The following is a 25017-nucleotide window of genomic DNA, read 5'->3' as shown; positions in this document are numbered from 1 at the left end:
ATGCGTTCGTTCTAGGCGGTCACCACCGACGCGAGCGATGCGCCAGCCGCGGGACGGTCCTCGGAAAGCGACCGGGAGGATTGTCATGACACGTGCACTGACCCCAAAACCGTGGGCGGACCGGATCGGGCGGGTGCTGTTGGGCGTGGATACGCTCGCCACCCTGGGCGCCTTCGTCCAGGGCATCATGATCACATTCGATGTCTCCGACGAACGGATGTTGACCGAGGCTTGGCGGACGCTGGCCTATTTGGTCTTCGCGGGGCTGTGGCTGATGGTCACGATCGCGCCGCGCCGGGCGCCGGGGATCTGGGAGCTCATCTTCGTCCACAAGATCGGCATCACGCTGTTCGCCCTGGCCTACCTCGACAAACCCGACGCCCCGGCGACGGCCGCCATCGACGGATTCGTCGTGGCGACGACCGCGCTGGCCTACGTGCTCTGCCGAGGCTGGCTCAGCTGGCGTTCGGACGCCGCGCCGGCGGCGGCTGCCGCCTCAACGGCCGGGCTCGGCAGCCGATGAGACAGCAGCCGATGAGACAGCGGCCGGCGCAGTGCCAGCGGGGCGCCGTGAACGGGCGGCCCAGCGGAAGCGGCAGGACTGGCCGGAGCGACCGCCTGCGCGGCGACCGACTCGATAGAGTGCCTATTCAGTGACCTACTGGGCACAGCAGCAGACGGAGGCTCCGACTCTCGGAATCCGCGAAGGAGAAGCCTGTGGGTGGGCGCGACGAGGCGCAGGTCGGCCGGGACGGCTCGACAGCCGATGCGGCGACCGCCGCTGATGAGCGCGACCGTGTCGCGGATGAACGTGACCGCCTCGCGGACGAGCGAGACTTGTTCGCCGACCGGCGTGAACGCCTTGCCGACACACGGGAATCGGAGGCCGACGCGCGGGAGAACCTTCTCGCTCAACGGCAGCACCGGCTCGATGAGCAGGCCCGGATCATTCGCGGCTTTGTATCCGGTTCGGCCGATCGCAGTCGCGAGTTGATCAAAGACGCGCGGGAGGCATTGACGCGGTCGGCCCTGCGGCTGGATCGCGCCGAGTCCGCACTGACCGAGCAGGGGCGACGGGCGGATCGCGAGCAGGCTGAGGTCGACCGGGAGGCAGCTCGTAGCGACCGCGAGCAGTAGTGGTCGACGCGGCGCGCCGTCCGGCTCGATCGGACCGGCCGAGCGGACGTTCACGGTCGGACCGCGATCAGTGTTTGTCTCGACCGTACGGGGCTACCCACCGATCACCGAGATCTCTCGAGCGTTGGCAGTCGCGTCGGCGTCGTCTTGGACGAACGACAACCACCGGTCACCGACCGGGGACGGGCCGATGTCATGGACGTCACCGTGCGACTTCATCGTGAACCGACTCTGTCCGGAAAAGGCATGCTCGACGGTGGATGGTGGCCGCGTCGTGCCCGTCTCGAGTCGGAGGGCGCCGAAAATGCCGAGGAAAGTACGTCACGTTGATTCGCGTGATGTTCCCTCGCTTCGTCCGGAGGGCGGGGACGGCGTGAGCCCTGATTCGGACAGGTCTTTCCGGCTGGAAGAAGTTTACGAACCGGTGGTGGCAGCCTCCGTCCGCATTCGCCACCGGTTGGGGACCCTGTTGGCTGACGCAGAGGTCGCAGCACAGGTGATCCAGGACGCCTTGCTGGTCGTCGAAGAACTCGTCGCGAACGTGATCGACCACGCTCGTACCCCCTTCCGCCTGACCGTGCAGTGCGGCGGTGCGACGCTGCGTATCCAGGTCCGGGATCGCGACCGCGCCCCCGCCCGGATCGCGGCCTTAAATCCGGTTGCCGCCCGCGGTCGAGGTCTTCGTCTGGTCGCGGGTATCGCCGACAACTGGGGATGCGAGGAAAGCGAGGACGGGAAAACAGTGTGGGCCGTCCTGGCGATCTAGCGTTCCGGGTCTGGGACCGATGTTCAGCCCGCGAACGCTCCGGGTATGCGGTCCCCCGTGACCGACGAACGATGGCGGGTATCGACCCGGATGTCCGGTGGTGAAGTCCGGGTCGGGCAATGACTCCGGTCCCACGGGTCCCGCATCAAGGCGACGCGTCGGCAGCAGGTCCGCTCACAGAGTGTCTGGTGGCACTCGCGGGCACGCCCGACGATGCGTCGGAGGTGGATGTGCGGCTGACCGAGATCGCCCGATTGGCCGCGGAGACGTTGCCGCCGGTGAGCTATGCCTCGACCACGGCGTTGCGGGACGGCTCGTACACCACGGTCGCGGCGAGCAATCCGTTGGCCGCGGCCGTGGACGACGCGCAGTACGACGACGGCGCCGGGCCGTGCTTGACGGCGCTGGAAACGGGACAGCCCGTGGCGGTACACGACGTCGCACTGACGATGCGATGGCCGGAATTCCGGCGAGTGGCCCAGCAGATCGGCTTGCACTCGTCGTTGTCCATTCCGCTGTTCGCCGGTAGCGGCGAGGCGGTCGCGTCGATGAATCTCTACGGGCACGATCAGCGCGCGATGACGTCGTTGGGGCAACACGTCCGCGCGGCATTCCAGGTCGAGCCGACCCCCTCCGCCGCATCGACGCCCCGGAAGCACACCTCCGGCACCGCCGACCTGGCCGCCGGTGTCGTCAAGGCACTGGCCGTTCGGGACCAGATCCAGCGGGCCATCGGCATGGTCTCCGGCCGTCAGCGCTGCTCGACACGGGACGCGTACCTCTCGTTGCGCGTGCGCGCCGCTGAGACCGGCGTGTCCCTGCCCGACATCGCGATCAGCACACTGCAACGCCTGGCCTGACCATGACGTGAAGGGCTCGACCGCTTCCTCGTCGGGGTGCCGAGCGAGACCTTCGCGCGTGCCGGACGCCGGCGGCAGGTACCGTGTCTCTGCGGGTGCTCCCGGGTCGGGGGTGCCGGTGACGTCAGGAAGCGGCGTCGCGACGGATCCCGGGGCGGGGTGCGTCGGCCTTCGCCGCTGCAGCGGCGAAGGAAGTCAGGCGCCGCTCGGGTCGCGTTCCCGTGGCGGCGTTCGCATGGAAAGCGGACACCGAGGAACATGGAACCCTCTCTGCGTGCGGCCGATGCTGCGGTCGTGCCACCCGAGGCTGCGCTGGCGCTGGTGGAACTTGGCCGGATCGTGCTGGCCGACCGAACCCTCGAAGACGTGCTCGAGCAGGTCGCGGTCCTGGCGCGAGGGGCGATCGTGGGCGCGTCGGAGGTCTCGGTGACGCTGGTCGTGCGGGACCGTCCGACCACGGCAGCGTTCACCGGGCCGCTCGCTCGGGAGCTGGACGAGCGACAGTACGCAGCGGGCTTCGGACCCTGCCTGGATGCCGCTCGCGGCGGCGAGACGATGGTGATCGCGGACATGGCCACGGAGAGCCGCTGGCCACGGTACTGTCCGACGGCGCTGGAGCGGGGCGCCCGCAGCAGCCTCTCGGTACCACTGCCGGTGCAGGAGCATGTCGTCGGGGCTTTGAACGTCTACGGCGCGGTCCCCGACGCCTTCTCGGCGGAGTCGGTGAAGGCCGGCGTGCTGTTCGCCAGCTACGCGGCGGTCGCCGTCGCCAACGCCCACCTGTACGCCACGACGGCGGACCTGGCCGAGGGCATGCGTCAGGCGATGACGTCCCGGGCGGTCATCGAGCAGGCCAAGGGCATCCTGATGGCGCAGCGCGGCTGCTCGGCGGAGGAAGCGTTCGGGCAGCTGACCCGGGTCTCGCAGCACACCAACCGGAAGCTGCGCGAGGTCGCCGCGGAATTGGTCGCGCGCGTCCAGACTTCCCCGGCCAGCCGGCCCTAGCCGCGGAGCCGCACTGCCGACCCAACCCGCTGAAGGCCGCGTTTAGCTGCCAGAGTCGGTCTGCGTCGCGTGCAGCACGCCGCTCATGAGGCCGCCGCCAGGACGACGAGCAGAGCCTGTGCGACCAGGTTGTTGACGACGTGCACCACGACGCCGGGCCAGATCGATCCGCTACGTCGACGCAGCTCGGCGGCGATGAGTCCGACGACGAACGCTGTGATGAAGACGATGTTGAGACCGTGCATGAGGGCGAAGATCGTTGCGCTTCCGACGACGCCGATCACCGCGCCGTAACGCAGCAGGGTCGTGGCGACGATTCCACGGAACAGGAATTCCTCGCCGACAGGGGTGAGCACCGCCAGGAACAGCACCGACAGGACGGCCGCGAGGACTCCGCCACCGGCGGCGTCCGCGTAGCTCTGCTGGATGTTCTCGACCGGGCCGAAGAGCACCAGGACGGCATAGGTGATCGCCCGGGACGCCACCATCGCGACGAGTCCACCGGCAATGCCCACGAGCACCCATCGCCAGGAGGTCCGCCGTACTCCGAAGACGCTCCAGTCGCGAACGCGGATCCGAGCGGCCACCGCGAACGCGATCAACCCCGCCACGCCGGAGACCGCGGCCAGGATCACGCCGAACGCAACCGGCCCCATGGCATCGCTGGCTCCGATCCACCGGAGCAGAACGGGGAATCCGTACGCGAGAACGGCCAGAACGACTAAGCCGACGAAAAACTCGGGCCAGCCCGGCCTTGTCTGCCGAGTGACATCGGAACTGGTCATGGGCTTCTGATCCGCGCTCAAGGACATGGGGGAGTCCTCCATGGAGGGTCGGGATTGGCCTATGTCAAGAACGTGACCTGTTTCGTCCTATGCCAAACAAAGGCTCCTGCGGATTCAGCGATGCCCTGAGCCTGCCGAACCGGATCGTCATGGCACCGATGACCCGCGTTCGCGCAGCGGAGGCGGGCCTGGCGACACCCTCGATGGCCACGTACTACGCCCAGCGCGCCAGCGCCGGGCTGATCGTCACCGAGGGCGTGCAGCCCAGCCTGATCGGGCAGTCCAACCCGGGCACGCCCGGGTTGCACACCGACGCGCAAGCCGAGTCGTGGCGGCAGGTCACCGACGCGGTCCACGCCAACGGTGGACGGTTGTTCGCGCAGCTCATGCACGGTGGTCGTGTCTCGCACCCGACGACCACCGGGCATCAGCCGGTCGGCCCGTCCGCGGTGCCGGCCACCGGTGACGTCTTCACTCCGACCGGTCCACAGCCGGCGCCGCTGCCCCGTGCACTGAGCACCGCCGAGGTGCCCGAACACGCGTCGTCCTACGCCGACGCCGCCCGACGCGCGATCGAGGCCGGGTTCGACGGGGTCGAACTGCACGGCGCGAACGGGTACCTGATCTCGCAGTTCCTCTCGAGCAACGCGAACCTCCGGACCGACGTCTATGGCGGTTCGATCGCCAACCGGATCCGGTTCGCCGTCGAGGCGACGGCGGCCACGGTCGACGCCGTCGGGGGCGCGCGCACCGGCATCCGCTTCTCCCCGGGCGGCGGCATCTGGGGCGTGGAGGAGAACGACACCCCGGAGCTGTACGAGGCTCTGCTCACCGAACTCGTCCCGCTCGACCTGGCCTACGTCCACGTGGAAGCCACGACCCACGACGATGTTCTGCTCGGGCTGCGCAAGGCGTGGCCGGGCACGCTGATCGTCAACCCGGCGTTCCCGATGGGACCGCGGCAGACCGACCGGGAGGCCGCGGACCGCTGGCTGGAGCTGGGTGCGGACCTGATCAGTTTCGGCCGGGCGTTCATCGCCAATCCCGACCTGGTCGAGCGGCTCCGGCTGGGCCTGCCGATCGCCGCGCACGAAGAGAGCACCTGGTACGGGGGCGGTGACGCCGGCTACCTGACCTACCCCTCGTATCAGCACACGTGATTGAGGGAGCGTCGCCCCGTGGAGCTGGCTAGGCAGTCGGGGACGCGCCGCGGTCGGCATTGGATGCGGCCCGAGCTTCGCCGGTTGCGTGCTCGTCGCGGGTGGCCCGACTCAGGACGGGAGCGCTGATCGCCGCGACCACGCACAGCGCCACCGGCAGGAAAAGGGCGATGTTCAGCGGCACCAGGGCCGTGATCGGGCCGATCACGGCCGGCCCCGCGAGCATGCCGAGGTAGCCGAGCCCGGCGACCCGGGACACGTTGCGGCCCGCCGCGTCCCGGTCGGCGTGCCCCGCGGCGCTGAACAGCTGCGGGATGCAGCCGGACAGCCCGAGGCCGAAGCCCGTCCAGCCGAGCAGCGCAAGTGGTAGCCAGCCGGTGCAGGGCGCTCCAGTCGTTGGCGACGCCCTCGCAGAGCATCAACGCGAATGCGAGGGCTGCCAGCACCCAGATCAGGCTCGGCGCCCGTACGGGACCGCGGTGAGCCGGGTCGTCGGGATCGCCGGTAGCGCGGCTTCCGGCGCGAGCAGCGTCGGCGCGGCCAGGAACGTGAGGACGAAGCCGGCAGCAGCGACCGCGAGCAGTGTCGTCGCAGGTGACCATCCCCAGTGCAGGGTCTGCGCACCGATCAGCGCAGCGAGCACACCGCCGACGGAGAACAGCGCATGGAACGCCGACATGATCGGCCGGCCGTAGGCCCGTTCCACGTACCGAGGACAAATCCGTTGAGCAGCGCAGACTGCCTCCGGCGGCTGACCGTGATGCCGCTCTCGCTGCAAGCGGTGAACGCTCTGGTGGGCGCGGCCGGAGTGCGGATGTTGCTGCCCGGCGGCGAGCCCCGCCCCGGTGAGCTCGCGCTCACCGGTCCGCTGACCGAGACCGCGATCGGTTCGCTGCGGTTCGACACCGCGGTGCTCGGGTGTTGCGGGCTGACATCTGCGGACGGCCTGACCGCCTATGACCTGGCTGACGCCGCGGTCAAGCGGGCGGCCTACGCAGCGGCGCGTCGGGTGATCGTGGTCGCCGACGGCTCCAAGCTCCGCCGAACCGCACTCGCCGTGGTCGCACCGGCGTCCGCGTTGCACGCGGTCGTCACCGACGTGAGCGCGCCGACCGACGAGGTCGCCGCTCTGACCGCAGCCGGAGTGACCGTGTTGACGGTCTGACTCGGCGTCGGACGAGTACGGCCTGCCGATCACGTCGGTCGGCAGCACATCCCCGGGAAGGGCATCTGTGACAGTCGTCTTCGTCAACGGGAATCCGGAGACTGCCGCGATCTGGGAGCCGGTTCGGGAACAGCTGAGCCGGGATGACGTGACCTGTCTGTCGCCGCCTGGCTTCGGCGCGTCGATTCCGGACGGCTTCGAGTGCTCCGTTCTCGGTTATCGGGACTGGCTCGTCGCGGCACTCGAGGAGCAGAGCGGTCCGGTCGATCTGGTCGGACACGACGTGGGTGGCAGCATCACGATGACCGTCGCGATGGCGCGCCCCGACCTGCTTCGGACCTGGATCAGCGATTCACTGGGCGTGTTCGACCCGGACTACGTCTGGCACGACTTGGCCCGCCGATGGCAGACGGCAGGAGAAGGCGAGCGGGCGGTCAGCGAGTGGATGGGCGGCCCCGGTCCGCCGCCCAGCCGGCCATGGCTGAACTCGGACGAGATCTTCCTGCGGCAGCCGTTCGTCCGGGGCTCGCCATCATCGGTACCGAAGATCGATTCGTCGGGTCCGAAGCGCTCCGGCGCCGTTCCGCGGCGCGTGCCGGGGCGCGAGTCGCTGTACTCCACGGGCTCGGCCATCGATGGAGGGTGGAGGACGCGACCGCGAGCGCCGAGGCGATGACCGCGTTTTGGGAGGCGGCCGGGAGGGTTTCGTCGGCCGATCGGGGGTAGTCCTTGGTTGCCCAGTCGTGTGGATGCGTCCACGACGGTCGGCCGTCCGGACTCCGCGGCCTGTCCAGCTTTCGTTGCTACGCCCGCCCGGCATCATTCGTTTCCGCGAGTTGAGCTGCCGGTGCGCCGAGGAGCCATTGCATGAGCACTGACACCACCCGGACCCGACCCGCACCGAGCCCCCATCAACGCCCCCGTCAGCCGAAGCCGATCGTGGTGGACGGGGATACGTCTCTGTTTTCGCTGATCACGCTGTGGACGTTCGTGGCGTTGCCGTTTGTTGCGTTGGTCGCCGCGGTGCCGATCGCGTGGGGGTGGGGCCTGACGGCGCTTGATGCCTCGGTGGCGCTGGTGGCGTATGTGGTTACAGGTTTCGGAGTGACTGTGGGTTTCCACCGCTACTTCACCCATGGTTCGTTCAAGGCGCGTCGGTCGGTCCGGGTGGCGTTGGCGGTCGCTGGTTCGCTGGCGGTGGAGGGGTCGGTCATTCAGTGGGTCGCCGACCACCGGCGTCATCACGCGTTCACCGATCGGGAGGGTGATCCGCACTCGCCGTGGCGGTACGGGACCGGTCCTGCGGCGCTGGTCAAAGGCATGGTTTACGCGCACTGCGGATGGTTCTTCGATCAGGGGGCGACGACCAACCGGGAGCGGTTCGCGCCGGATCTGCTCGCTGATCGTGGCTTACGGGTGGTGGACCGGATGTTCGGTCTGCTGATCGCGGTTTCTCTGCTCACTCCTGCGGTGATCGGTGGCCTCGTCACGTGGTCGTGGACGGGTGCCTTGACCGGTCTGTTCTGGGGCGGTCTGGTGCGGATGGCGTTGTTGCATCATGTGACGTGGTCGGTGAATTCGGTGTGTCACGTGGTGGGGAGCCGGCCGTTCGTGAGCAGGGTTTCTGATCGGGCGACGAATTTCTGGCCGCTGGCGGTGGTGTCGTTCGGGGAGAGTTGGCACAACTCTCATCACGCCGACCCGACCGGTGCGCGGCATGGGGTGCTGCGGGGGCAGATCGATCCGTCGGCTCGGCTGATCTGGTTTTTCGAGCGATTCGGCTGGGCGTGGGACGTCCGGTGGCCCGACCCGGTCCGGCTCGCGAACAAGCGCAGCGTGGCACGAACCTGATCAACCCCCAAACGCACCTCCGTGGTGCGTCGGGTTTTCAACGCCGGTCATCGGCCGGCCGATCCTGGAAAGGATTCTCATGGAATCCCGTAACACACTGGTCCGATCAATGCACGACACCGGTCTGGCGAGCTGGTTCGGTGGATCCCTGATGGGGGCGATCGGCGTCAACGGCGCCGCGAACGAGGTCGGGGACGAAAAGGACAGAGTGCGGGTCGCCGCCGCTGGATGGGCGAGGTGGTCGCCGGTGGCGGCCGTTTCGATCGGCACGCACCTCGTCGGCGGCCTGGGGCTCGTCGTCGCGAATCGTGGACGAGTGGCGGGTCAGGCCGGTGTCACGGCGAATACGGTTGTCAAGACCGCCATCACGGCTGCGGCCGTGGCCGCCACCGCGTACAGCGGTGTGCTCGGCGCTCGTGTTGCGACAGCGGGGAAGGTGCCGGCAGAGGGTGGCGTCCTCCCCGGTGAGCAGACCCCGGACGACGTCGCGGCGACGCAACGACAGCTGCGTGTTGTCCAGTGGGTGATTCCGGTGCTGACCGGGACACTCGTCGTTCTCGGTGCGCAGCAGGGTGAGCAGCAGAAGCCCGACCAGCTGTTGATCGGTATGGCGAAGCGGTCCGCCCAGACCGCACGCCGGCTCGCCCGCCGATAGGGCCACCGCACCTCATCGGTGCGGTCGAGGTCTTCGACCGTGTCGCGGGCGACGCCGGGGGAGACTTCCAGTGATACCCGGCCGTCGCGGCCGGAGCGCCGTGCGACCGGGACCAGCAGGTCGCAGGCGTCGGACCATCACCGCCGCGGACGTCCGCGGCGGTGATGGTCCGCAGCGCTTCCTCGACGCTGACCTTCCGGACGGCCATGGGGTGAACCTGGTCGTCGTACGCGTCCGAGCCGCTGGTTGCGGCGGCGAGGATGCCTTCCGGCTCGATGCGATGAGGACGAAAGTTCAGCGGTCGCCGGTGGGCGAGTGGAGGACGCCGACGCTGTCGGGACCGGTTGGCGCGGCCGGCGGAGCCTGCGCGGCGGTGAGGCTTTCGCGTGCTGCGGCCACGACGGCATCGGCGGTGAGACCGAACTGTTCGTAGAGCACGGTGTAGGCGGCGCTGGCGCCGTAGTGGTTGAGGCCGACGATGCGTCCGGCGTCGCCGACGAACTCCCGCCAGCCCTGGGAAATGCCGGCTTCGACGCTGACCCGGGCGCGCACCGTGGGCGGCAGGACCTGCTCGCGGTAGCTGCGGTCTTGGGCGGCGAACCACTCCCAGCAGGGCAGCGAGACGACTCGCGTGGGAATGCCGTCGGCTTCGAGCGTCTCGCGGGCGGCGACGGCGATCTGCACCTCCGAGCCGGTGCCCAGGAGGATGACCTGCGGGGTGCCGCCGGAGGCCTCCGCGAGCACGTATCCGCCCTTGGCCACGCCGTCGGACGAGCCGAACCGCGTGCGGTCGAAGACCGGCAGGTTCTGCCGGGAGAGCGCGAGCCCGGCCGGGCGGTCGCTGTGCTCCAGGATGGTGCGCCAGGCGACCGCGGTTTCGTTGGCGTCGGCCGGACGGACGAAGTCCAGGCCGGGGATGGCCCGCAGTGCCGCGTAGTGCTCGACGGGCTGGTGGGTGGGACCGTCCTCGCCGAGGCCGATGGAGTCGTGCGTCCACACGTAGGTGACCGGCAGTTGCATGAGGGCAGCCAGCCGGACCGCGCCGCGCATGTAGTCGGAGAACGTGAGGAACGTGCCGCCGTAGACCCGGGTCCCGCCGTGCAGGGCAATGCCGTTCATGATGGCGGCCATGGCGTGCTCGCGGACGCCGAAGTGCAGGGTGCGCCCGTAGGGGCCGCCGCTCCACATCTTGGTCTGCCGGTCGGTGGGCAGGAATGAGGCCTCGCCTTTGACGGCGGTGTTGTTGCTTTCGGCCAAGTCGGCCGAGCCGCCCCACAGTTCGGGCAGGACCGGGTAGAGCGCGGACAGGACTTCGCCGGAGGCTTTGCGGGTGGCCACACCCTTGGGGTCGGCGTCCCAGGTGGGCAGTTCGTCGACCCAGCCATCCGGAAGAGTGCGGGTGGACAGACGCTCGTGCAGCGCGGCGCCGTCGGGATTGTCGGTCCGCCACGCGTCGAACCGCTGCTGCCATTGGGCATGCGCGTGCTTGCCGCGCTCGGCGACCTGACGGGCGTGCGCGAGCACCTCCGGGGCGACCTCGAAGGTTTTGTCCGGGTCGAAGCCGAGGACCTCCTTGGTGGCGCTGACCTCTTCCTTCCCGAGCGCGGAGCCGTGCGCGGCGCCGGTGTTCTGTTTGTTCGGCGAGGGCCAGCCGATGATCGTCCGCATCACGATCAGCGACGGGCGGCCGGTCTCCGCCTTCGCGGCGGCCAGCGCCCGGTCGACCGCGGCCAGGTCCTCGCCGTCCTCCACGTGCTCGACGTGCCAGCCGTAGGCGGCGTAACGGGCGCCGACGTCCTCGGTGAAGGCGATCTGGGTGTCGTCCTCGATCGAGATCCGGTTGTCGTCATACATCAGGACCAGGTTGCCGAGCTGCTGCGTGCCGGCGAGAGAGGACGCTTCGCTGCTGATCCCTTCTTCCAGGTCTCCGTCGGAGGCGAAGGCCCAGATGGTGTGGTCGAACACGCTCTCGCCCTCGGGAGCGTCGGGGTCCAGCAGGCCGCGCTCGCGGCGGGCGGCCATCGCCATTCCCACGGCGTTGCCGACGCCCTGGCCCAGCGGGCCGGTCGTCGTCTCCACGCCCGGGGTGTGATTGACCTCGGGATGGCCAGGGGTCAACGAACCCCAGGTGCGCAGCGCCTGCAGGTCGTCGAGCTCCAAGCCGTACCCGGAGAGGTAGAGCTGGATGTACAGCGTGAGACTCGAGTGGCCCATCGACAGGACGAAGCGATCCCGCCCGGTCCACTGCGGGTTGCGCGGATCGTGCTGCAGCCACTTCTGGAACAACAGGTACGCGACGGGAGCCAGGCTCATCGCCGTGCCAGGATGCCCGTTGCCGACCTTCTGCACCGCGTCCATGGCCAGCACCCGTACGGTGTCGATCGCGCGGCGGTCCAGCTCGCCCATCCCCTCGGGGAGGCTCCGATGAGGCTGGGAGGGGTTGCCGGTGGGCGCGTCACTGGCAGCCTCGGCGGGGGCCTCGGAGCGGGTGCTTCGCGTCCCAGCGACAGGATCGGACTCGTTAGCGGTCATCAGGGCCGGTGCTCCTCGAAGTAGGACGAAGGACGTCTCGACCCCTAGCCGGACCTTCTGACGGTCTCGGGCCAGGAGCGTGGGCGTCAGGCGAGCGAGATGCGATCAGAATTTTCGACAAGGCAGCGAGTCGCGCCCGACTCCTGGAGTTCGTTGTCACGATGTCGTCGAGGCGGATGACGATCGCGTGGCATGCGACGGATAGCTATCTGCGCCGATCGCTTCATGTACTGCTTACCTATCTGCGATACCCGTCGTTTGCGCTTCGAAACCGGCCTTCACGCATGCGACGGCTGTCGGCGAGGCCGTAGATCGGTAAAACAACAATGAGCTGGTAGTCATTTGGTTCATCGCGAGCAATCGGCAGAATTCCTTGTCCAAATGAGACTGAGCAGAGGAGGCCCGGGTATCGCCGGGTTGCGATGGCGATACCCGTCACCGTCTGAAAATTTGGAGAAGTCATGACCACCGCCAACCCCACTGGTGACTACGCGGCCGGTACTTCCGTGTCCGACCGGACGGCTCCCCGCCGTTTGACTACTGAGACGAAGGCTTCTTTCAAGACCAGCGAGTTGATTGCCTACGTGGTGGCAGTCGTCGGCGTTTTGATCGCTTCTCAGGTCGTAGGCAGCGATGATGGCCACAGCGACTATTTCCGCGCTGACCGCGCTTGGCTTTACGTGGTCATCCTGACGGTCGGCTACCTGATCAGCCGTGGTCTGGCCAAGTCCGGTAGCCGCGACCCCTACGACGCAAAGTAATGTCCGGTGCCGGGCCGGCGGCGCGAGCCCGCCGTGCCCGGCGCCGAGGCCCGGGGAGTCGCCGGTATCCGTCGATCCGGGTCGGTCCTCGCGGGTGCTGTCAACTGCCCATGGCCCACGGCCCAAGGGGGCCATGGCGCAGTACAGACTTGGGCGTCAAGCCCGGGACTCGGAGGACCATTTCGATTTCTGGTGGGGGTCGCCACAGGATCAGATTGGTGTTCACGGGCACGGCTCCGGAGAGTCGAGTGAGGAAGTTCAGCAGCGCCGAGCCGGCGAAGGTGACCGCAGCGAGGTCGATGACCACGCTGGCCGGCGCGACAGCGGTCAACCAGTCGACCGCTTCGGACTGCAATCTTGATGAGGCCCGATCGACGTCACCGACGAGGCGCAACCGGACAAGTCCCGCAGGCCTCGGAGAGGCCGTTGCGGTTACCGTGAGGCCTGCTTCAGAGCCGCGATACGTGCCGTGAGGTGGCAATGCTCCGCCCTCGATGGGGCTAGTAGCGTGCCGGGTCCGGGGCAGCGGCTCGCGACGTGAGCCACGGCGAAGATCCTAAAGGGCCGCGGCCTGATCAGCGACCCTGGCCGCACCGTCGCGAACAGAACTCGCCTCCGACGAGTAGAGTCAGCCCATCGATCGGAGTCACCGGTCTTGCTGCCCCGGTCCTTGGCGGTTGACGTCGAGGAATTCGGAAGGCGCCCCGTGTCTCTCGAAGAGCACCGCTCGCGCCACTCCGGAGCGTCGCCGTCCCGTGCGGCAGATGACACCGTGCCTTGCCTTGGCTGCCCTCGTGGCTGAGCGAGACATGGCTATCAGGGATCTCATCGACGCTCAACCTGATGCCGTCCCGGGTACGGCGGGATTCCTCACCCAGATGTGCCGGGCGGCGGTGGGCGCGTTGTCGGCGTCGGGCACCGGGGTGAGCGTGTTCACCGCCGATGCCGTTCGCGGAGTGTGCGCCGCGTCGGATCCGCGCAGTGCGCAGGTCGAGGAGCTGCAGTTCGTGCTCGGTGAAGGACCGTGCATCGACGCCTACGACACCCGGCGCCCGGTCCTGGTCGCCGATCTCGGAGACGACGCGGCTCGCTGGCCGATGTATGCCGAGGCCGTGCGTGCGGCCGGGGTGCGTGCGGTGTTCGCGTTCCCCTTGCAGATCGGCGCTGTTCGACTAGGAGTGCTCGACGTGTTCCGCGACACCGTGGGTGCGCTGTCGGATGACCAGTTCGTCGATGCATCGACGTTCGCCGACGTCACTGTCGCGGCTCTGCTCGCTGCCCAGGAAAGTACGGACGAAGCCGGCGACGCCTCCGAGCAGGGCATCGGAGATGCGATCGAACATCGAGCGGAAGTGTTCCAGGCGCAGGGGATGGTCATGGTGCAGATCGAGGGGACAATCAGTGAGGCCATGACTCGCATGCGCGCCCACGCCTACGCGGAGAGTCGTGGTCTGAGTGAGATCGCCCGCGACGTGCTCGCTGGCCGGTTGAGCTTCGACCGGGATCGTCTGTGACCGTGTTGGTTCCACCGCCGGACGCCGGGAGGCAGGCATGACGACCGTTTCCGCTGAGCGGCTGGCGTCGACCTTCGTCGAGTTCGCCGACACCCTGGTCGAGGAGTTCGACCTGATCGAATTCCTGCACATGATCACCGACCGGACGGCCGATCTCGTAGGTGCCGCCGCCGTAGGATTGGTGCTCGCTGACCAGGACGGTCGTCTGGAATTCATGGCGGGATCGAACGAGAACGCCAGACTCATCGAGTTGTTCCAGTTGCAGACGCGGGAAGGGCCCTGCCAGGAGGCCTACCGCACCGGGAAACCGGTCATCAATGTGAACTTGAGTGCAGCCACCACCCGGTGGCCCCGGTTCGCCCCCGAGGCCACCGCCACCGGGTTTCAGTCCGTCCATGCGTTTCCCCTGCGGCTGCGGTCGAGCGTCATCGGGGCGATGAACGTCTTCGGTGACACCAAAGGCGGCGACTTCGACGATCACGACGTGCCGATCGTGCAGGCCCTTGCCGACGTCGCGGCCATCGGGCTGCTGCAGGAGCGGGCCATCCGTCGAGGCGAGGTCCTGTCGGAGCAGCTGCAGGGAGCGTTGAACAGCCGCATCGTGATCGAACAGGCCAAAGGCGCCGTCGCCCAGATCCACCACATCAGCGTCGACGAGGCGTTCACCCGCATTCGCACCTATGCCCGCAACAACAACAAGAAACTGACCGACGTCGCCCACGCCGTCGTCACCAACCGAAGCAGCGTCCCCGGCCTCAGCTGAGGGGACGGACGATACGAGCCATCGCCGCCTGCCGGCCCGGTGCGACCGCTGCCGCGGCACGGTCTGCCGGTTGCGGCCGGATGGAAGTCGAAAGTCCCTTCGGTCGAACGTGAAACGCACCCGGTGGGGAAGACCACCGTGCGGACAGGGCGGCGAGAGGGATGATCAGTGATGTCGCACGGCGATGACGACGCCTCCACGTCGATCGGAAACGCCGACGAGGTTCGTGCGGTGTTCGATGCGCTGCCAGTGCTGCTCGTCGCCTTGCGCGCGCCGGATTTCCGGGTGGCGGCCGCCAACGCCGCGTACCGCGCCTGGATGGGTCGACAGTGGCTCGTCGGCCTGTCCGTGGCCGAGTTGTGGCCCGAAATGCTCGGCCAACAGGTGATCGAGATGATCCAGGAGGCGTTCGAGAGCGGCGAGCCGTACCACCGGCGCGATTGGCGGGTCCAGTTGCGGCCCGAATCGGCTCCGGACTCGATGACCGAGCGGTACGTGGACTTCTCGGTGTTCCCCTGGCGCGACGTCGACGGCTCCGCGCTCGGAGTGCTGGTGCACGCGATCGACGTCAGCGAACGGGTTGCTGCCCGCCGCGCCGCAGAGGAGCGTGCGGCCACCGCTGAGCAGCGCTACGCCCACGCCCGGGACCACCTCCTTCTGCTTCAACGTGAGCTTCTGCCGGATGGTTTGCCGCTCCTGCCAGGGGCTCGGATCGCGGCCAGCTACCTGCTGGCCGACACCGATTTCGCCGCCGGGGGCGACTGGTTCGACGCCGTCCCGTTGCCCGACGGCCGAATCGGCCTGGTCGTCGGTGACGTGGTCGGGCACGGATTGACGGCCTCGGCCACGATGGGACAACTCCGGGTCCTCCTCGAAGAGCAGCTTCTCGAGGGCAACGACGTGATCGCCGCGCTCAGGGCGATCGACCGCGTTGCCCGGCGCCGTCCGCAGGCGCACGCGGCCACCGTCTGCATCGCGGTGTTGGACACTGCCACCGGGGAGATCCAGTACTGCACGGCCGGGCATCCCCCGCCGTTGGTGCTCAGCCCCGATGGGACGGCGCGGTATCTGCCGCCGTCGGGTGCCGGACCGTTGGGTACCGGAGCGACGTTCGAGATTCGGTCCGATCGGCTGACCGAGGACGATGTCGTCCTGCTCTACACCGACGGCATTCTGGAACGTCCTGGTCGGGACCATGCCGCCGGCACCGTCGAGCTGGCACGCACGGCCGGGGACGCGATGGCGGACCACATCGTGCGGAACTCCGGCCTGACGACGGTGCAGCGGGTCACCGATCAGGTGGTGGAGATCCTGGTGCGGGTGACCGGCCACCGCGACGATTTGACGCTACTGGCGGCGCAGCGGGTCCGTCCCGCCGCTCCGTTCCGGTGGCAGGCGCCCGCTGACGACGTCGCGATCCGGGAGGGCCACGTCGCGTTCGCTCGGTGGCTGACCGGACTGGATGCCGGGGCAGAGAACGTGCGGGCCCTGCAGTTGGCGGTCTGCGAACTGATCACCAACGCTGTCAAACACGCTTACCTCCGACGATCGGACCCTGGACCGGTACGGCTCGCGGCCGAGTTGGCCATGGACGGTGTCTTGACTGTCGACGTGCGTGACGAAGGACAGTGGCGGGAGACCCAGCCGGTGCCGAGCGAACGCACCGGCGGCCTGGGTTTGGTACTGGCCGAGGCGATGGTCGACGACCTGCGGTTGGCCACCGATGCCACGGGCACGCAGGCGACCCTTCGTCACCGGCTGCGAGTACCGACCCGCATGTTGAACGCGGAGGAAGTCAGCCCGGCCGGTCCGGCGAGCGAAGCCGCTCCCGAACTGCTGCTGATCCTGGAGCAGCCCGACGAGGGCGGGCCACGAATCAGGCTGGACGGTCCGGTCACCGCGGTGACCGTCGCAAACCTCACCACCGAGCTACAGCGACGCACCCGCTCCGGCACCCGTCGGCTGACCGTCGACCTCACCGGCGTGTCGCTGCTGACCAGCGCGGGAATCGGAGTGCTGACCCGCGCGCAGGCGCGGGGCCAGGCTCACGGGCAGCCATTGCGACTGCATGCCGTGACCGGCAGCCCTGCCGACCAGATCCTCACACTGGTCGCGGTCCCGCACACCACCGGGTTCGAGGAGTAATTTGGTGGGTGGTCGAGCTCACGGCCTGCTCCCACCCCCACGCCGGAGCTCGATCCGGCTCGGTGAGTCGGTTGCCCCGGATTCCCCGTCCTGCGTTCGGCTTCGTTCGCCGAAAAGGCTCTCGATGACGGCCCTGACAATCACCGCGACGACCACCGCAGAGGCGCAGATCTTCACGCTGGCGGGTGTCTTGGACACCGACACGCTTGGCGAATATCACGACGCCATCTACAGGGCACTCCGACGTTCACCGTCACCAACTCTGGTCGTCCTCGACCTTTCGGCGCTGGGCTTCGTGTCCGCGGCGGGTGGCCGGGCCCTCCACTCCTTCGCCGCCGACCTGCGCAGAACCGGGATCGACCTCCATCTGGTCGTCGATCGGGAGAGTTTTCTGAGCCGGATCCTGGACCTGCTCGACGCCGAGCAGCGGTTCGTCCGGTTCTCGACGTTGGAGGAGGCGACCACCCGGGCGGACTAGCTCGCCCTCGACGCGCGCGGGACTCGGCCACGGTGTGTCGGGGCGGTGCGAGCGGGGCCGCGCTCAGTCGATCGCTGCGAGGTAGTCCGTGACGGCCTCGCTGTCTCCGGCGTCGGAGATCAGCCCGATGTAGCCGTCCGGGCGAATCAGGACCAGGGTGTTCCCCGCGGCGGCGTAGGCGTCGGTCAGGTGTCCCTCGGAGTCGGCGAGCTCACCGGCGGCGGTGGACTGCCCGACCACTCGCAGGATTCTCAGGTCCTTGTGGGTCACCGAGGTGGTTCCGAAGGAAAGGACGGTGAAGAGCCCACCGCCGATCAGGGTGAACAGCCGGCGTTCGCCGTCGACCGTCATCAGTTTCGTCGCGTCGGGAGCACGGTCGCCGGCTCGGAGGGAGGTGGCGTCGTCCCGATCGTCGCGGGCGAGGGCCGAGCCGCGGTAGCCGACGTCCAATTGGATGGTGCTGGCATCGCGGCGGATCGGGATGTCGTTCTCGTCGATCATGCGCTTGAGGCGGGTGTCCGAGAGGGCGAGAACGTGGGCGGCGACGGGCCGTCGTTCGGCGTCGTAGGTGTCGAGCAGTGCCGGCGAGGCGCCCCTTGCGACGGCGGCGAGTTTCCAACCGAGGTTGTACGCGTCCTGGATGCCGGTGTTCATGCCCTGGCCGCCGGCCGGTGAGTGGATGTGGGCGGCGTCGCCGGCGAGGAAGACGCGTCCCTCGCGGTAGCGGTCGGCCAGCCGGACGTTGGCTCGCCACAGCGAGGACCACCGCGGCTGGTGGAGGCGGATGTCGGTGCGCTGGGCGCGACGGTTCAGGATGGCCTGCAGATTCTCGAGATCGCGGGCTGGATTTTGTCCAGGTGCGACGCTGGCGCCGTACTGGAAGTGATCGGTCGAGGGCAGCGGGCACAGGGTGACGATGCCCTCCTTGTGCCGCCAGGAGTGCCAAGCTTCTCGATCGAGGCCGTCCACGTGGGCATCCGCGACGATCATCCGTACTTCTTCGCGAGTCTCGCCGACGAAGGCGATGCCGGCCCCCTTGCGCACGACGCTATGACCGCCGTCGCAGCCGACCAGCCAGCGCGCGGTCACGGTCTCGGTCTTGCCGTCCTTGACGATCTCGGCCGACACGGTTCGGCCGGACTGTTCGAAGCCGGCCAGGGTGGTGCCGAATTCGATCACGCCGCCCAGCTCGGTCAGGCGCGCCCGTAGCGCCTCTTCGGTGCGCCACTCGGGGGTGATGAGGCTCGCCGGGTAAGGAATGTCGGGGCGATCCAGCAACGATGCCGGCACGGCACCGCCACGGGTCACCCGGCCGTCGAAGTCAGTCGAGTTCATCGGCATCGCGAGCCATCCGTTGGCGAGTACGCGTTCGATGATGCCCAGGTCCTCGAACACCTCGAGGGACCGCGGCTGCAGGCCCTTGCCGCGGGAGCCCGGTTGTGGGCCCGGGGCGGCTTCGATCAGACGGAAGGGGATGCCGTAGCGGGCCAGCTCGCAGCCGAGGGTCAACCCGGTCGGTCCGGCCCCGGCGATCACGACCGTCGTTCCGTTCATCGCTCGCTCCCAAGAAAGGAATCTCTTTCTAAGACCGTAGACGTTCTTGCTGAGAAAGGAAACCCTTTCTAAGGTGGAGCGATGGGCACCACGGATCGCCGTCGGCGGCACGGCCAAGAACTCGAATCCGCGATCCTCGCCTCCGCGTGGGACGAGCTTGTCGAGGTTGGCTACGCCCGCCTGACCGTTGGATCGATCGCAGCGCGTGCCCACACCAGCGAGCCGGTCCTCTACCGTCGATGGGCGAACAAGGACACGCTGGTGCTCGCCGCGATCGAGCGGCAGCGAAACACCAACCCGATCGACGTTCCCGACACCGGCGAGCTGCGGGGCGACCTGATCGCCTACCTGACGGCCGTGAGCGAGGCTCGCGCCGCCTACTTCGCCATCGCCATGGCTGCCGGTTTCTCAGGCCTGCTCGCGAGCCTCGGCCTCACCCCGGCCCAGCTGCGGGAGAAATTCATGGGCGACGAGGGCCTTCCGCACCGGCGCACCGTCTACCGGCGCGCCCACGACCGCGGTGAGATCGATGTGCACGGCGTTCCCGCCGTGGTACTGGCCATGCCGTTCGACCTCGTGCGCCACGACCTGCTCATGGACCTCGGGCCGGTGAAACCCGAGCGCATCCGCTGCATCGTCGACGAGGTGTTCCTGCCACTGCTCCGAGCCCGAAACGATCAGCCCTAGAGTTGTAACGCTCCGGATCGCGTGCGGCGCGCTGGAACAGGCGCTGAGCCAACGGGCCGGAGGGTTTGGCGGAGTATCGATTTGGGTTGATTTTAGTGAGACGATGATTTGCCGCGCCGCGCCCTCTGAAGCCTGATCCCGGGATCGAGCACCGCTCGCCGGAAGGCAGAACGTTATGGATGCAACGTGCACATGGACGACGAAGGACGCTGCGCTGCTGGTGACTCTCGCTGGAGCGATAGACCTGGCCGTCACCGACCAGCTCGACAACGCCGCTGCCGCGATCGAGGCCGGCTGCAGCCGCGCCATCGTTGACGTTGGCGCCGTCACCTTCTTCGGCGCTCCCGGCCTCAACTTCCTCAGCAGGCTCGCCGCCACCGGTCCCGTACGCCTCTCGAACATTCCTACCCGGTCGTTGCTTCCTCGTCTCCTTCGCGCGGTGGCGCTCGACCGGGCGATCAGCTTGTAGACCTGGGGAGGCGGGAGGTTCAAGCGAATCCTCGTCCGTATTCGTTCGTGGGGTCGCGGTAGACCGTGTGAATGTGGTTGGCACCGCCGGCTTGGACGCCGGTCCCGCCTCCGGGGCCGCCGCCCATCGACCCCTGGTCGGCGTACTCGATGATCAGGGACGGGCCGGTGATGCGGAAGTACACCGAGCTGTCCTCCTTGGTCTCGCCGCTCCAGGCGAAGTAGGTGTCGGGGAGGTCCTTCTCGATCAGCGCGAGTTGCGTCGCGGCTGCGGTGTCGTTGAGCATGCCGATCCACGCGCCGGCCAGTTTGAGCAGCAGCGCGCGCTGGGCGGCGGTCATCGCTGAGCCGGCGATGCCTGCCGCCGCGAGTTTCTGGCCGTCTTTGCCCGGTCCGAGGACGAGATCGGTCACCGCGGGGGTCAGCAGCGCCGTGGCGAACTGGGCATCACTGAGCGCGGTGGACAGCGCGAACGCGGTGTCGGTTTCAATCCCCAGGGGATGCACTGTGGCCCCGTCACCGGTGAACGACGAGGGCTGGCAGCCGGTGAGGGTGGGTGCCATGGTCTGCTGGTCGCCCTCGATGGTGACGTTGAGCCCGAGGTGGTGGCCGCCGAATTCCAGCATCCAGCGGTCGGTCTTCGACGGTGTGCCGACGAAGGTGATCACGTAGTTGTCCTGGCCGCACTCGTAATTGGTGCCGCTGTCGGAGAGCACCTGATCGGCGGCCATGATCCGCTGGACCTTGGTGTAGCCGTCGGCGCTGAGCGCGGATGCCAGCACTGCCATCGCGGCCTTGCGCTGAGCGGCCGAGAGGTCACCGAGCCGCAGTCCCTGCCGGATCACGTCGCTGATCGGGTAGTTCGACCAGACCGCGGTGCCGAATTGCTCGCCGACGCGGCCGGAGAAGCTCTTCGCGGTGGCGGTGGTGTCGCCGGGGTGGTCGAGCACCAGCTTGCTGGTGGCGGAGGAGTCGAGGGTGGCCAGGAAAGCCTCGGCGGCGGTGACGATCTGAGGAGTAGCGCTGCCGGCGGCGGCAGAGGCGCTGGTGGAGGAAGCCGCGGTCGCGGTAGTTGAGGCCGAATCGCTCGTGGAGCCGCACGCGGCCAAGAGAGGAACGCTGACGGCGGCGCCCGTCAGCGTGGCCGCGCGGGCCAGAAACGTTCGACGCGTCAGCGCTCGGCGCTGTTCTTCGGGCGTCGGCGGCGCGGTGGTTGATGCGGTGTGGTGGTGATGACCAACTCGGCACATGGTGGCTCGCTTCGACTGCTGCTCGGATGACTACAGGGCAGCGCCAGCTCAACACCCGACCGTGAGAACCGGCTGGGGGCACACCGAAAGCAGCCTGAGAATCGGCCCCGACACGCCCGGCGGGTGACGCGGGTGCCGGCATCGCAGTTCACGTGTCACTGCGGATCGACCGGGGTGAAAGAGCCGCATGCCGCGGGCAGGCCGAGGAAGTTCGCGGTCACCAGCAGGCGGTGCGACCGCCACTGGGCGGTCACGGCGTCCGGTCCGCTCAGGTCGTATCCGATCAGCGGCATCCGCTCGGTGATCACCGGCCCGATCACTACCGCGTACCGGGTCAGGTACGCCCGCCAGGCCGACGCGATCGATAGCAGTGTCGGTGGCGCAGGCCTATTGCGGTGACGTCGCGGTGCACGTCGCCGAGGAGGCCGTTTAGCTGCACGGCGTTCTCGGATCGCCGGGCCGGCACCGAGCCAGGCTCACCGAACTCGCCGAGTTGCCGCCACCGACGCCCCATAGTCAGACGTTCGCCGCGACGACGCGCGGAAGGACGGTCACATCCAAGTGGTCGCCGCGCCAGGCGATGTGTTGGTCCGGGCGGATCAGCAGGAATTCGTTCTGCGGCCACGCGTCCGGGGCCGGGACCACGGCGAGGGGTACGCCGAGCTGATCCGCCCGGCGCCGGAACACTGCGAGTTCCGGCGCGCTCGCGGATGTCGGATGGATCAGCGCGAATCCACGCCCGAGGTCGTCGTACAGGGCGTGTCCGGGGGCGAGCCAGGCATGCGGCAGCCGCGCTCCCGGTCTCGTCGACGGGGTGTAACTGACCGCGCTGAACGGCGGCGGCTCGTCCGCCGCGACGACTATGCGAGATCCGTGGTACGAGTAGCCGAGCACCAGACCGAGGGAGTTGAACTCCTCGTGCTTAGTCTCCTGGATACGGTCCGCGGTCAGGGCGATCTCCGGCCCGGAGGCCCGGAGGTTGCGCGTCGCGGAGTCGATCGTCTGTTGCGCGACGTCGCGTCGCTCCGATTCGTAGGTGCTCAGCAGCGCCCGTCCGCCCCAGCCCTGCAATACGGCGGCGAGTTTCCAGCCGATGTTGACCGCGTCGCCGACGCAGGTGTTGAAGCCGTGGCCGCCGAAGGGCGGGTTGACGTGTGCACTCTCGCCGACGAGGAAGACCCGCTCTGACGCGAACCGATCGGCGATGAGCATCCGCGGAACCCAGGGATCGGTGGCGAGAAGCTCGATCCCGCTCTCCTCGGCAGGTTGCCCAGTGAGGGCGGCGAGCAGGTGCACCGCGCGTTCGGCCGTGCACGTCGCGTCGACGCCGCCGAGGCCCGCCCACCACAATCCCTGCCGGTCCAGCGGGCCCACCGTCGCCTTCACGTCGGGCCCGAGCACCCAGTAATGGATTGCTTCGCCGACCAGCGGCTTGAGCTGAGGTGCGCGGAACACCGTGTTGAGGTTCGAACTGGGCGACGAGACCCCGGCGAACGTCGCACCGATCGCGTCACGCGTGACGCCTTTCGCGCCGTCGCAGCCGACGACGTAGTCGACGGTGAGCGAGTAGCTCGAACCGTCGTTACGAGTGATCCGGCAGCGGACCGAGTCGCGCGCCTCGACCAGGTCGGTCAGGCGCTCCCCGAACCGGAGATCGACCGACCCGGTCGCCTGCAGACGCGTCCGGAGGACCTCCTCGACGATCGGCTGCGGCACCTGCTGACCGCCTTCCGCGAACTCGTCGCTGGGCTCGGCCCGCATGCCGAATGCGTCGTCGAACTCGGTGATGACAGCACCGTTGAGGGTCGTGCAGAAGATCACCTTCCGGCACCACTCCGGCTGGAGCGGGGCAGCCGCCCGAACGAGGTGCGCGACACCCCAGCGGCGGAACAGTTCCATGGTGCGCGGGCTGGTCGTCTTCGCGCGGGGCCTGGTATGGGAGACGCTCGCCCGTGGTTCGACCAGGATCGAAGGGACCCCGTGGAAGGCCAGCTCCATCGCGGTGGCCAGTCCGGCGGGGCCGCCGCCGGCAATCAGCACGCGAGGCTGTGAAGTGCGCGTTTGGTCGTCGGACATGCGCATATGCTTCGGCAGGCGAGTGCGGCCGAGCAGGAGGAATTCCGATGAGTGGCACGCCGTCGACATCGTCGGGACCGGTGATCGCGGTCGCGATCGACCCGGTGACGAACCTCGGACAGAGCTGACGTCCTCCGCGATCAGCCGCTCGCGTCGGCGGTCCCTCGGCCAACGTCACATGACCACCGGCAGGCCTGACTTCCGCGAGCGCCGGATGAGATTGAGCACGCGTACGCGACGGAGCACCGACGCACGGACCCGCTCGCCTGGCGCTGACGTTCTACCCGAGGTTCGTCACCTGTGAAACGCCCATGTAGTGCGGTTGGGGAATCAAAAGCCTTCCCTAAGAGCCGTTAACTGTTTACAGTTTCCAGTGCACAGCGAGGTGCGGACTGGGAGGGCGAGTGACACTGCACCTATCCGGCAGCTTTTCGCCGAACCCCCGGGTTGCGGCGCTGATGGACGGCTCGGTCCGCATTCCCGGGGTCGAGATGACCTGGCGCACCGGGCCGGCCGGCGAGCTGCACGAGCGGGCCCTGCGAGGCGGGGGCCCAGACGTCTTCGAGTTTTCGATCTCCAACTATCTGGTCACGCGCGAGCGGTCCCGGCCGGAGTGGGACTGGCAGTCGATCCCGGTCTACGCGAGCAAGGCGACGCTCGGCGTGAACACGCTCGTGCACGCCGGGACGGGCATCGAGTCCGGCGCCGATCTGGCCGGCCGGCGGTTCGGCGTCCCGGACTACACGATGACCGCGGGCCTCTGGTTCCGGGCGCAGTTGAACACCCTCTGGAACCTCTCGACCCACGACGTCGACTGGTACGTCGGCCGGCAGGGCGAGCAGAGCCACGGCGTCCAGATGGGTTTTGACGTGGTCCCTCCCCGAGGGGTCGTCCTGCACCGGCCGGGCCCCGGCGGCCTGGCTGCCATGCTCCGGGACGGCCGACTGGACGCAGCGTTCCCCTCGATCGATATACCGATCGACGCTCGGGATGCGGCCGTCAGGCCGCTGTTCCCGGACGGGGGAAGGCAATTCATGGCCGATTTCCGGGCCAAGGCGGGGTTTCTGCCGGTGAACCACGTCGTACTGATCCAGCGCAGGCTGGTCGAGCGGCATCCCTGGTTGCCCGAGGCCTTGTTCGAAGGCTTCTCTGCCGCGAAGGCGTTCGCCTACGAGCGGGATCCGTCCAGCCGGGGCATTTTCCGCGACTCCAATGCGGACGTCGGGTTCCAGGCGGCCGCCTACGGAGACGATCCGTTCCCGTACGGCCTCGCGGCGAACCGGGAGATGCTGGCGACAGCTGCCCGACAATCCACAGTCGACGGCTTGACGACGCACGAGCAGGATCTTGCGTCTTCCGTGCCGGAGTCCCTGCGCGCCACCTGAGCGCGACTCTACCTCGCTGA

General features: G+C 68.4%; 24 protein-coding genes and 3 pseudogenes. 18 read left to right on the top strand and 9 right to left on the bottom strand.

Annotated elements, in window-relative coordinates; genetic code table 11:
* Positions 1-85 precede the first annotated feature (85 nt).
* Both ACGFY5_RS31535 and ACGFY5_RS31530 read left to right on the top strand, forming a co-directional pair.
* Positions 86-523 (top strand): hypothetical protein, encoded by a 438-nt coding sequence (locus tag ACGFY5_RS31535; protein ID WP_392725515.1) that lies wholly within the window; start codon positions 86-88, stop codon positions 521-523.
* Positions 524-717: 194 nt separating this feature from the next.
* Positions 718-1137, top strand: a complete 420-nt coding sequence (locus ACGFY5_RS31530) for a hypothetical protein (RefSeq protein WP_392725512.1) — start codon at positions 718-720, stop codon at positions 1135-1137.
* 93 nt (positions 1138-1230) lie between these two features.
* On the opposite strand, the gene ACGFY5_RS31525 is transcribed toward ACGFY5_RS31530, so the two are convergent.
* Positions 1231-1356, bottom strand: a complete 126-nt coding sequence (locus tag ACGFY5_RS31525; RefSeq protein ID WP_392725508.1) for a hypothetical protein — start codon at positions 1354-1356, stop codon at positions 1231-1233.
* 154 nt (positions 1357-1510) lie between these two features.
* On the opposite strand from ACGFY5_RS31525, the gene ACGFY5_RS31520 reads away from it, so the two are divergent.
* The 3 genes from ACGFY5_RS31520 to ACGFY5_RS31510 all read left to right on the top strand — a co-directional run bounded on the left by ACGFY5_RS31520 (position 1511) and on the right by ACGFY5_RS31510 (position 3768).
* Positions 1511-1903, top strand: a complete 393-nt coding sequence (locus ACGFY5_RS31520) for an ATP-binding protein (protein ID WP_392725505.1) — start codon at positions 1511-1513, stop codon at positions 1901-1903.
* Positions 1904-2091: 188 nt separating this feature from the next.
* On the top strand, positions 2092-2763 hold the full coding sequence (locus ACGFY5_RS31515; RefSeq protein WP_392725502.1) for a GAF and ANTAR domain-containing protein: 672 nt from the start codon (positions 2092-2094) through the stop codon (positions 2761-2763).
* 258 nt (positions 2764-3021) lie between these two features.
* Positions 3022-3768: an ANTAR domain-containing protein gene (locus ACGFY5_RS31510; RefSeq protein ID WP_392725499.1), complete on the top strand. Its 747-nt coding sequence runs from the start codon at positions 3022-3024 to the stop codon at positions 3766-3768.
* 83 nt (positions 3769-3851) lie between these two features.
* On the opposite strand, the gene ACGFY5_RS31505 is transcribed toward ACGFY5_RS31510, so the two are convergent.
* Positions 3852-4424: a CPBP family intramembrane glutamic endopeptidase gene (locus ACGFY5_RS31505; protein ID WP_392725497.1), complete on the bottom strand. Its 573-nt coding sequence runs from the start codon at positions 4422-4424 to the stop codon at positions 3852-3854.
* 218 nt (positions 4425-4642) lie between these two features.
* On the opposite strand from ACGFY5_RS31505, the gene ACGFY5_RS31500 reads away from it, so the two are divergent.
* Entirely contained in the window at positions 4643-5713 is a 1071-nt protein-coding gene (locus ACGFY5_RS31500; RefSeq protein ID WP_392725495.1) for an alkene reductase, read from the top strand.
* Positions 5714-5741: 28 nt separating this feature from the next.
* Here the strand turns inward: ACGFY5_RS31500 and ACGFY5_RS31495 are convergent.
* Positions 5742-6419, bottom strand: a pseudogene (locus ACGFY5_RS31495) (MFS transporter); the annotation flags it as partial.
* 39 nt (positions 6420-6458) lie between these two features.
* Between ACGFY5_RS31495 and ACGFY5_RS31490 the strand changes: the two are divergent.
* From ACGFY5_RS31490 to ACGFY5_RS31475, 4 genes and pseudogenes are all read left to right on the top strand, one after another.
* Positions 6459-6878 (top strand): annotated as a pseudogene (locus ACGFY5_RS31490) (decarboxylase); the annotation flags it as partial.
* 67 nt (positions 6879-6945) lie between these two features.
* Positions 6946-7604, top strand: a pseudogene (locus ACGFY5_RS31485) (alpha/beta fold hydrolase).
* 141 nt (positions 7605-7745) lie between these two features.
* Positions 7746-8729, top strand: a complete 984-nt coding sequence (locus tag ACGFY5_RS31480; RefSeq protein ID WP_392725492.1) for an acyl-CoA desaturase — start codon at positions 7746-7748, stop codon at positions 8727-8729.
* Positions 8730-8808: 79 nt separating this feature from the next.
* Positions 8809-9384: a hypothetical protein gene (locus ACGFY5_RS31475; protein ID WP_392725490.1), complete on the top strand. Its 576-nt coding sequence runs from the start codon at positions 8809-8811 to the stop codon at positions 9382-9384.
* A 294-nt stretch (positions 9385-9678) separates the two neighbouring features.
* Here the strand turns inward: ACGFY5_RS31475 and tkt are convergent, their stop codons facing one another.
* Complete coding sequence (gene tkt, locus ACGFY5_RS31470; RefSeq protein WP_392726360.1) at positions 9679-11790, bottom strand: transketolase; 2112 nt, start codon at positions 11788-11790, stop codon at positions 9679-9681.
* Between the two features lie 587 nt (positions 11791-12377).
* Here tkt and ACGFY5_RS31465 point away from each other — a divergent pair.
* Positions 12378-12677, top strand: a complete 300-nt coding sequence (locus ACGFY5_RS31465; protein WP_392725488.1) for a hypothetical protein — start codon at positions 12378-12380, stop codon at positions 12675-12677.
* A gap of 100 nt (positions 12678-12777) precedes the next feature.
* Here the strand turns inward: ACGFY5_RS31465 and ACGFY5_RS31460 are convergent, their stop codons facing one another.
* Positions 12778-13071 (bottom strand): STAS domain-containing protein, encoded by a 294-nt coding sequence (locus ACGFY5_RS31460; RefSeq protein ID WP_392725485.1) that lies wholly within the window; start codon positions 13069-13071, stop codon positions 12778-12780.
* A 415-nt stretch (positions 13072-13486) separates the two neighbouring features.
* Here ACGFY5_RS31460 and ACGFY5_RS31455 point away from each other — a divergent pair, with 415 nt between their 5' ends.
* The 4 genes from ACGFY5_RS31455 to ACGFY5_RS31440 all read left to right on the top strand — a co-directional run bounded on the left by ACGFY5_RS31455 (position 13487) and on the right by ACGFY5_RS31440 (position 17577).
* The gene (locus ACGFY5_RS31455; RefSeq protein ID WP_392725483.1) at positions 13487-14191 is read left to right on the top strand and encodes a GAF and ANTAR domain-containing protein; all 705 of its coding nucleotides are present in this window, start codon (positions 13487-13489) and stop codon (positions 14189-14191) included.
* A gap of 37 nt (positions 14192-14228) precedes the next feature.
* Positions 14229-14954, top strand: a complete 726-nt coding sequence (locus ACGFY5_RS31450; RefSeq protein ID WP_392725481.1) for a GAF domain-containing protein — start codon at positions 14229-14231, stop codon at positions 14952-14954.
* A 171-nt stretch (positions 14955-15125) separates the two neighbouring features.
* A complete protein-coding gene (locus ACGFY5_RS31445) occupies positions 15126-17099 on the top strand; it encodes a SpoIIE family protein phosphatase (protein ID WP_392725480.1) in 1974 nt (657 codons plus the stop codon).
* 124 nt (positions 17100-17223) lie between these two features.
* On the top strand, positions 17224-17577 hold the full coding sequence (locus ACGFY5_RS31440; protein ID WP_392725478.1) for an STAS domain-containing protein: 354 nt from the start codon (positions 17224-17226) through the stop codon (positions 17575-17577).
* Positions 17578-17640: 63 nt separating this feature from the next.
* Here ACGFY5_RS31440 and ACGFY5_RS31435 read toward each other — a convergent pair whose 3' ends face one another.
* Positions 17641-19242 (bottom strand): FAD-dependent oxidoreductase, encoded by a 1602-nt coding sequence (locus ACGFY5_RS31435; protein ID WP_392726358.1) that lies wholly within the window; start codon positions 19240-19242, stop codon positions 17641-17643.
* Here ACGFY5_RS31435 and ACGFY5_RS31430 point away from each other — a divergent pair.
* On the top strand, positions 19213-19818 hold the full coding sequence (locus ACGFY5_RS31430) for a TetR/AcrR family transcriptional regulator (RefSeq protein WP_392725476.1): 606 nt from the start codon (positions 19213-19215) through the stop codon (positions 19816-19818). The genes ACGFY5_RS31435 and ACGFY5_RS31430 overlap by 30 nt on opposite strands.
* Positions 19819-20038: 220 nt before the next feature.
* Complete coding sequence (locus tag ACGFY5_RS31425; protein ID WP_392725474.1) at positions 20039-20287, top strand: hypothetical protein; 249 nt, start codon at positions 20039-20041, stop codon at positions 20285-20287.
* Between the two features lie 19 nt (positions 20288-20306).
* On the opposite strand, the gene ACGFY5_RS31420 is transcribed toward ACGFY5_RS31425, so the two are convergent.
* The 3 genes from ACGFY5_RS31420 to ACGFY5_RS31410 all read right to left on the bottom strand — a co-directional run bounded on the left by ACGFY5_RS31420 (position 20307) and on the right by ACGFY5_RS31410 (position 23612).
* Complete coding sequence (locus ACGFY5_RS31420; protein ID WP_392725471.1) at positions 20307-21395, bottom strand: DUF3500 domain-containing protein; 1089 nt, start codon at positions 21393-21395, stop codon at positions 20307-20309.
* Positions 21396-21691: 296 nt separating this feature from the next.
* Entirely contained in the window at positions 21692-21856 is a 165-nt protein-coding gene (locus ACGFY5_RS31415) for a hypothetical protein (protein ID WP_392725469.1), read from the bottom strand.
* Between the two features lie 196 nt (positions 21857-22052).
* Positions 22053-23612 carry an FAD-dependent monooxygenase gene (locus tag ACGFY5_RS31410; protein ID WP_392725467.1) on the bottom strand — a complete coding sequence of 520 codons (1560 nt, stop codon included), beginning with the start codon at positions 23610-23612 and terminating at the stop codon, positions 22053-22055.
* Between the two features lie 404 nt (positions 23613-24016).
* Between ACGFY5_RS31410 and ACGFY5_RS31405 the strand changes: the two genes are divergently transcribed.
* Complete coding sequence (locus ACGFY5_RS31405; RefSeq protein ID WP_392725465.1) at positions 24017-24997, top strand: hypothetical protein; 981 nt, start codon at positions 24017-24019, stop codon at positions 24995-24997.
* Positions 24998-25017 lie beyond the last annotated feature (20 nt).

Source organism: Cryptosporangium sp. NPDC048952, assembly GCF_043197895.1.
In the GTDB taxonomy this organism is placed as follows: domain Bacteria; phylum Actinomycetota; class Actinomycetes; order Mycobacteriales; family Cryptosporangiaceae; genus Cryptosporangium.
This window is presented reverse-complemented; position numbering and strand designations above follow the sequence as displayed.

Bases quoted from the DNA above. Each gene is read 5' to 3' on its own strand.
- ACGFY5_RS31535 (WP_392725515.1), top strand. From the start codon at position 86: ATGACACGTGCACTGACCCCAAAACCGTGGGCGGACCGGATCGGGCGG.
- ACGFY5_RS31525 (WP_392725508.1), bottom strand. From the start codon at position 1,356: ATGAAGTCGCACGGTGACGTCCATGACATCGGCCCGTCCCCGGTCGGT.
- ACGFY5_RS31510 (WP_392725499.1), top strand. From the start codon at position 3,022: ATGGAACCCTCTCTGCGTGCGGCCGATGCTGCGGTCGTGCCACCCGAG.
- ACGFY5_RS31505 (WP_392725497.1), bottom strand. From the start codon at position 4,424: ATGGGGCCGGTTGCGTTCGGCGTGATCCTGGCCGCGGTCTCCGGCGTG.
- ACGFY5_RS31500 (WP_392725495.1), top strand. From the start codon at position 4,643: ATGCCAAACAAAGGCTCCTGCGGATTCAGCGATGCCCTGAGCCTGCCG.
- ACGFY5_RS31480 (WP_392725492.1), top strand. From the start codon at position 7,746: ATGAGCACTGACACCACCCGGACCCGACCCGCACCGAGCCCCCATCAA.
- ACGFY5_RS31475 (WP_392725490.1), top strand. From the start codon at position 8,809: ATGGAATCCCGTAACACACTGGTCCGATCAATGCACGACACCGGTCTG.
- tkt (WP_392726360.1), bottom strand. From the start codon at position 11,790: ATGGGCGAGCTGGACCGCCGCGCGATCGACACCGTACGGGTGCTGGCC.
- ACGFY5_RS31465 (WP_392725488.1), top strand. From the start codon at position 12,378: ATGACCACCGCCAACCCCACTGGTGACTACGCGGCCGGTACTTCCGTG.
- ACGFY5_RS31455 (WP_392725483.1), top strand. From the start codon at position 13,487: ATGGCTATCAGGGATCTCATCGACGCTCAACCTGATGCCGTCCCGGGT.
- ACGFY5_RS31450 (WP_392725481.1), top strand. From the start codon at position 14,229: ATGACGACCGTTTCCGCTGAGCGGCTGGCGTCGACCTTCGTCGAGTTC.
- ACGFY5_RS31445 (WP_392725480.1), top strand. From the start codon at position 15,126: ATGTCGCACGGCGATGACGACGCCTCCACGTCGATCGGAAACGCCGAC.
- ACGFY5_RS31440 (WP_392725478.1), top strand. From the start codon at position 17,224: ATGACGGCCCTGACAATCACCGCGACGACCACCGCAGAGGCGCAGATC.
- ACGFY5_RS31430 (WP_392725476.1), top strand. From the start codon at position 19,213: ATGGGCACCACGGATCGCCGTCGGCGGCACGGCCAAGAACTCGAATCC.
- ACGFY5_RS31410 (WP_392725467.1), bottom strand. From the start codon at position 23,612: ATGTCCGACGACCAAACGCGCACTTCACAGCCTCGCGTGCTGATTGCC.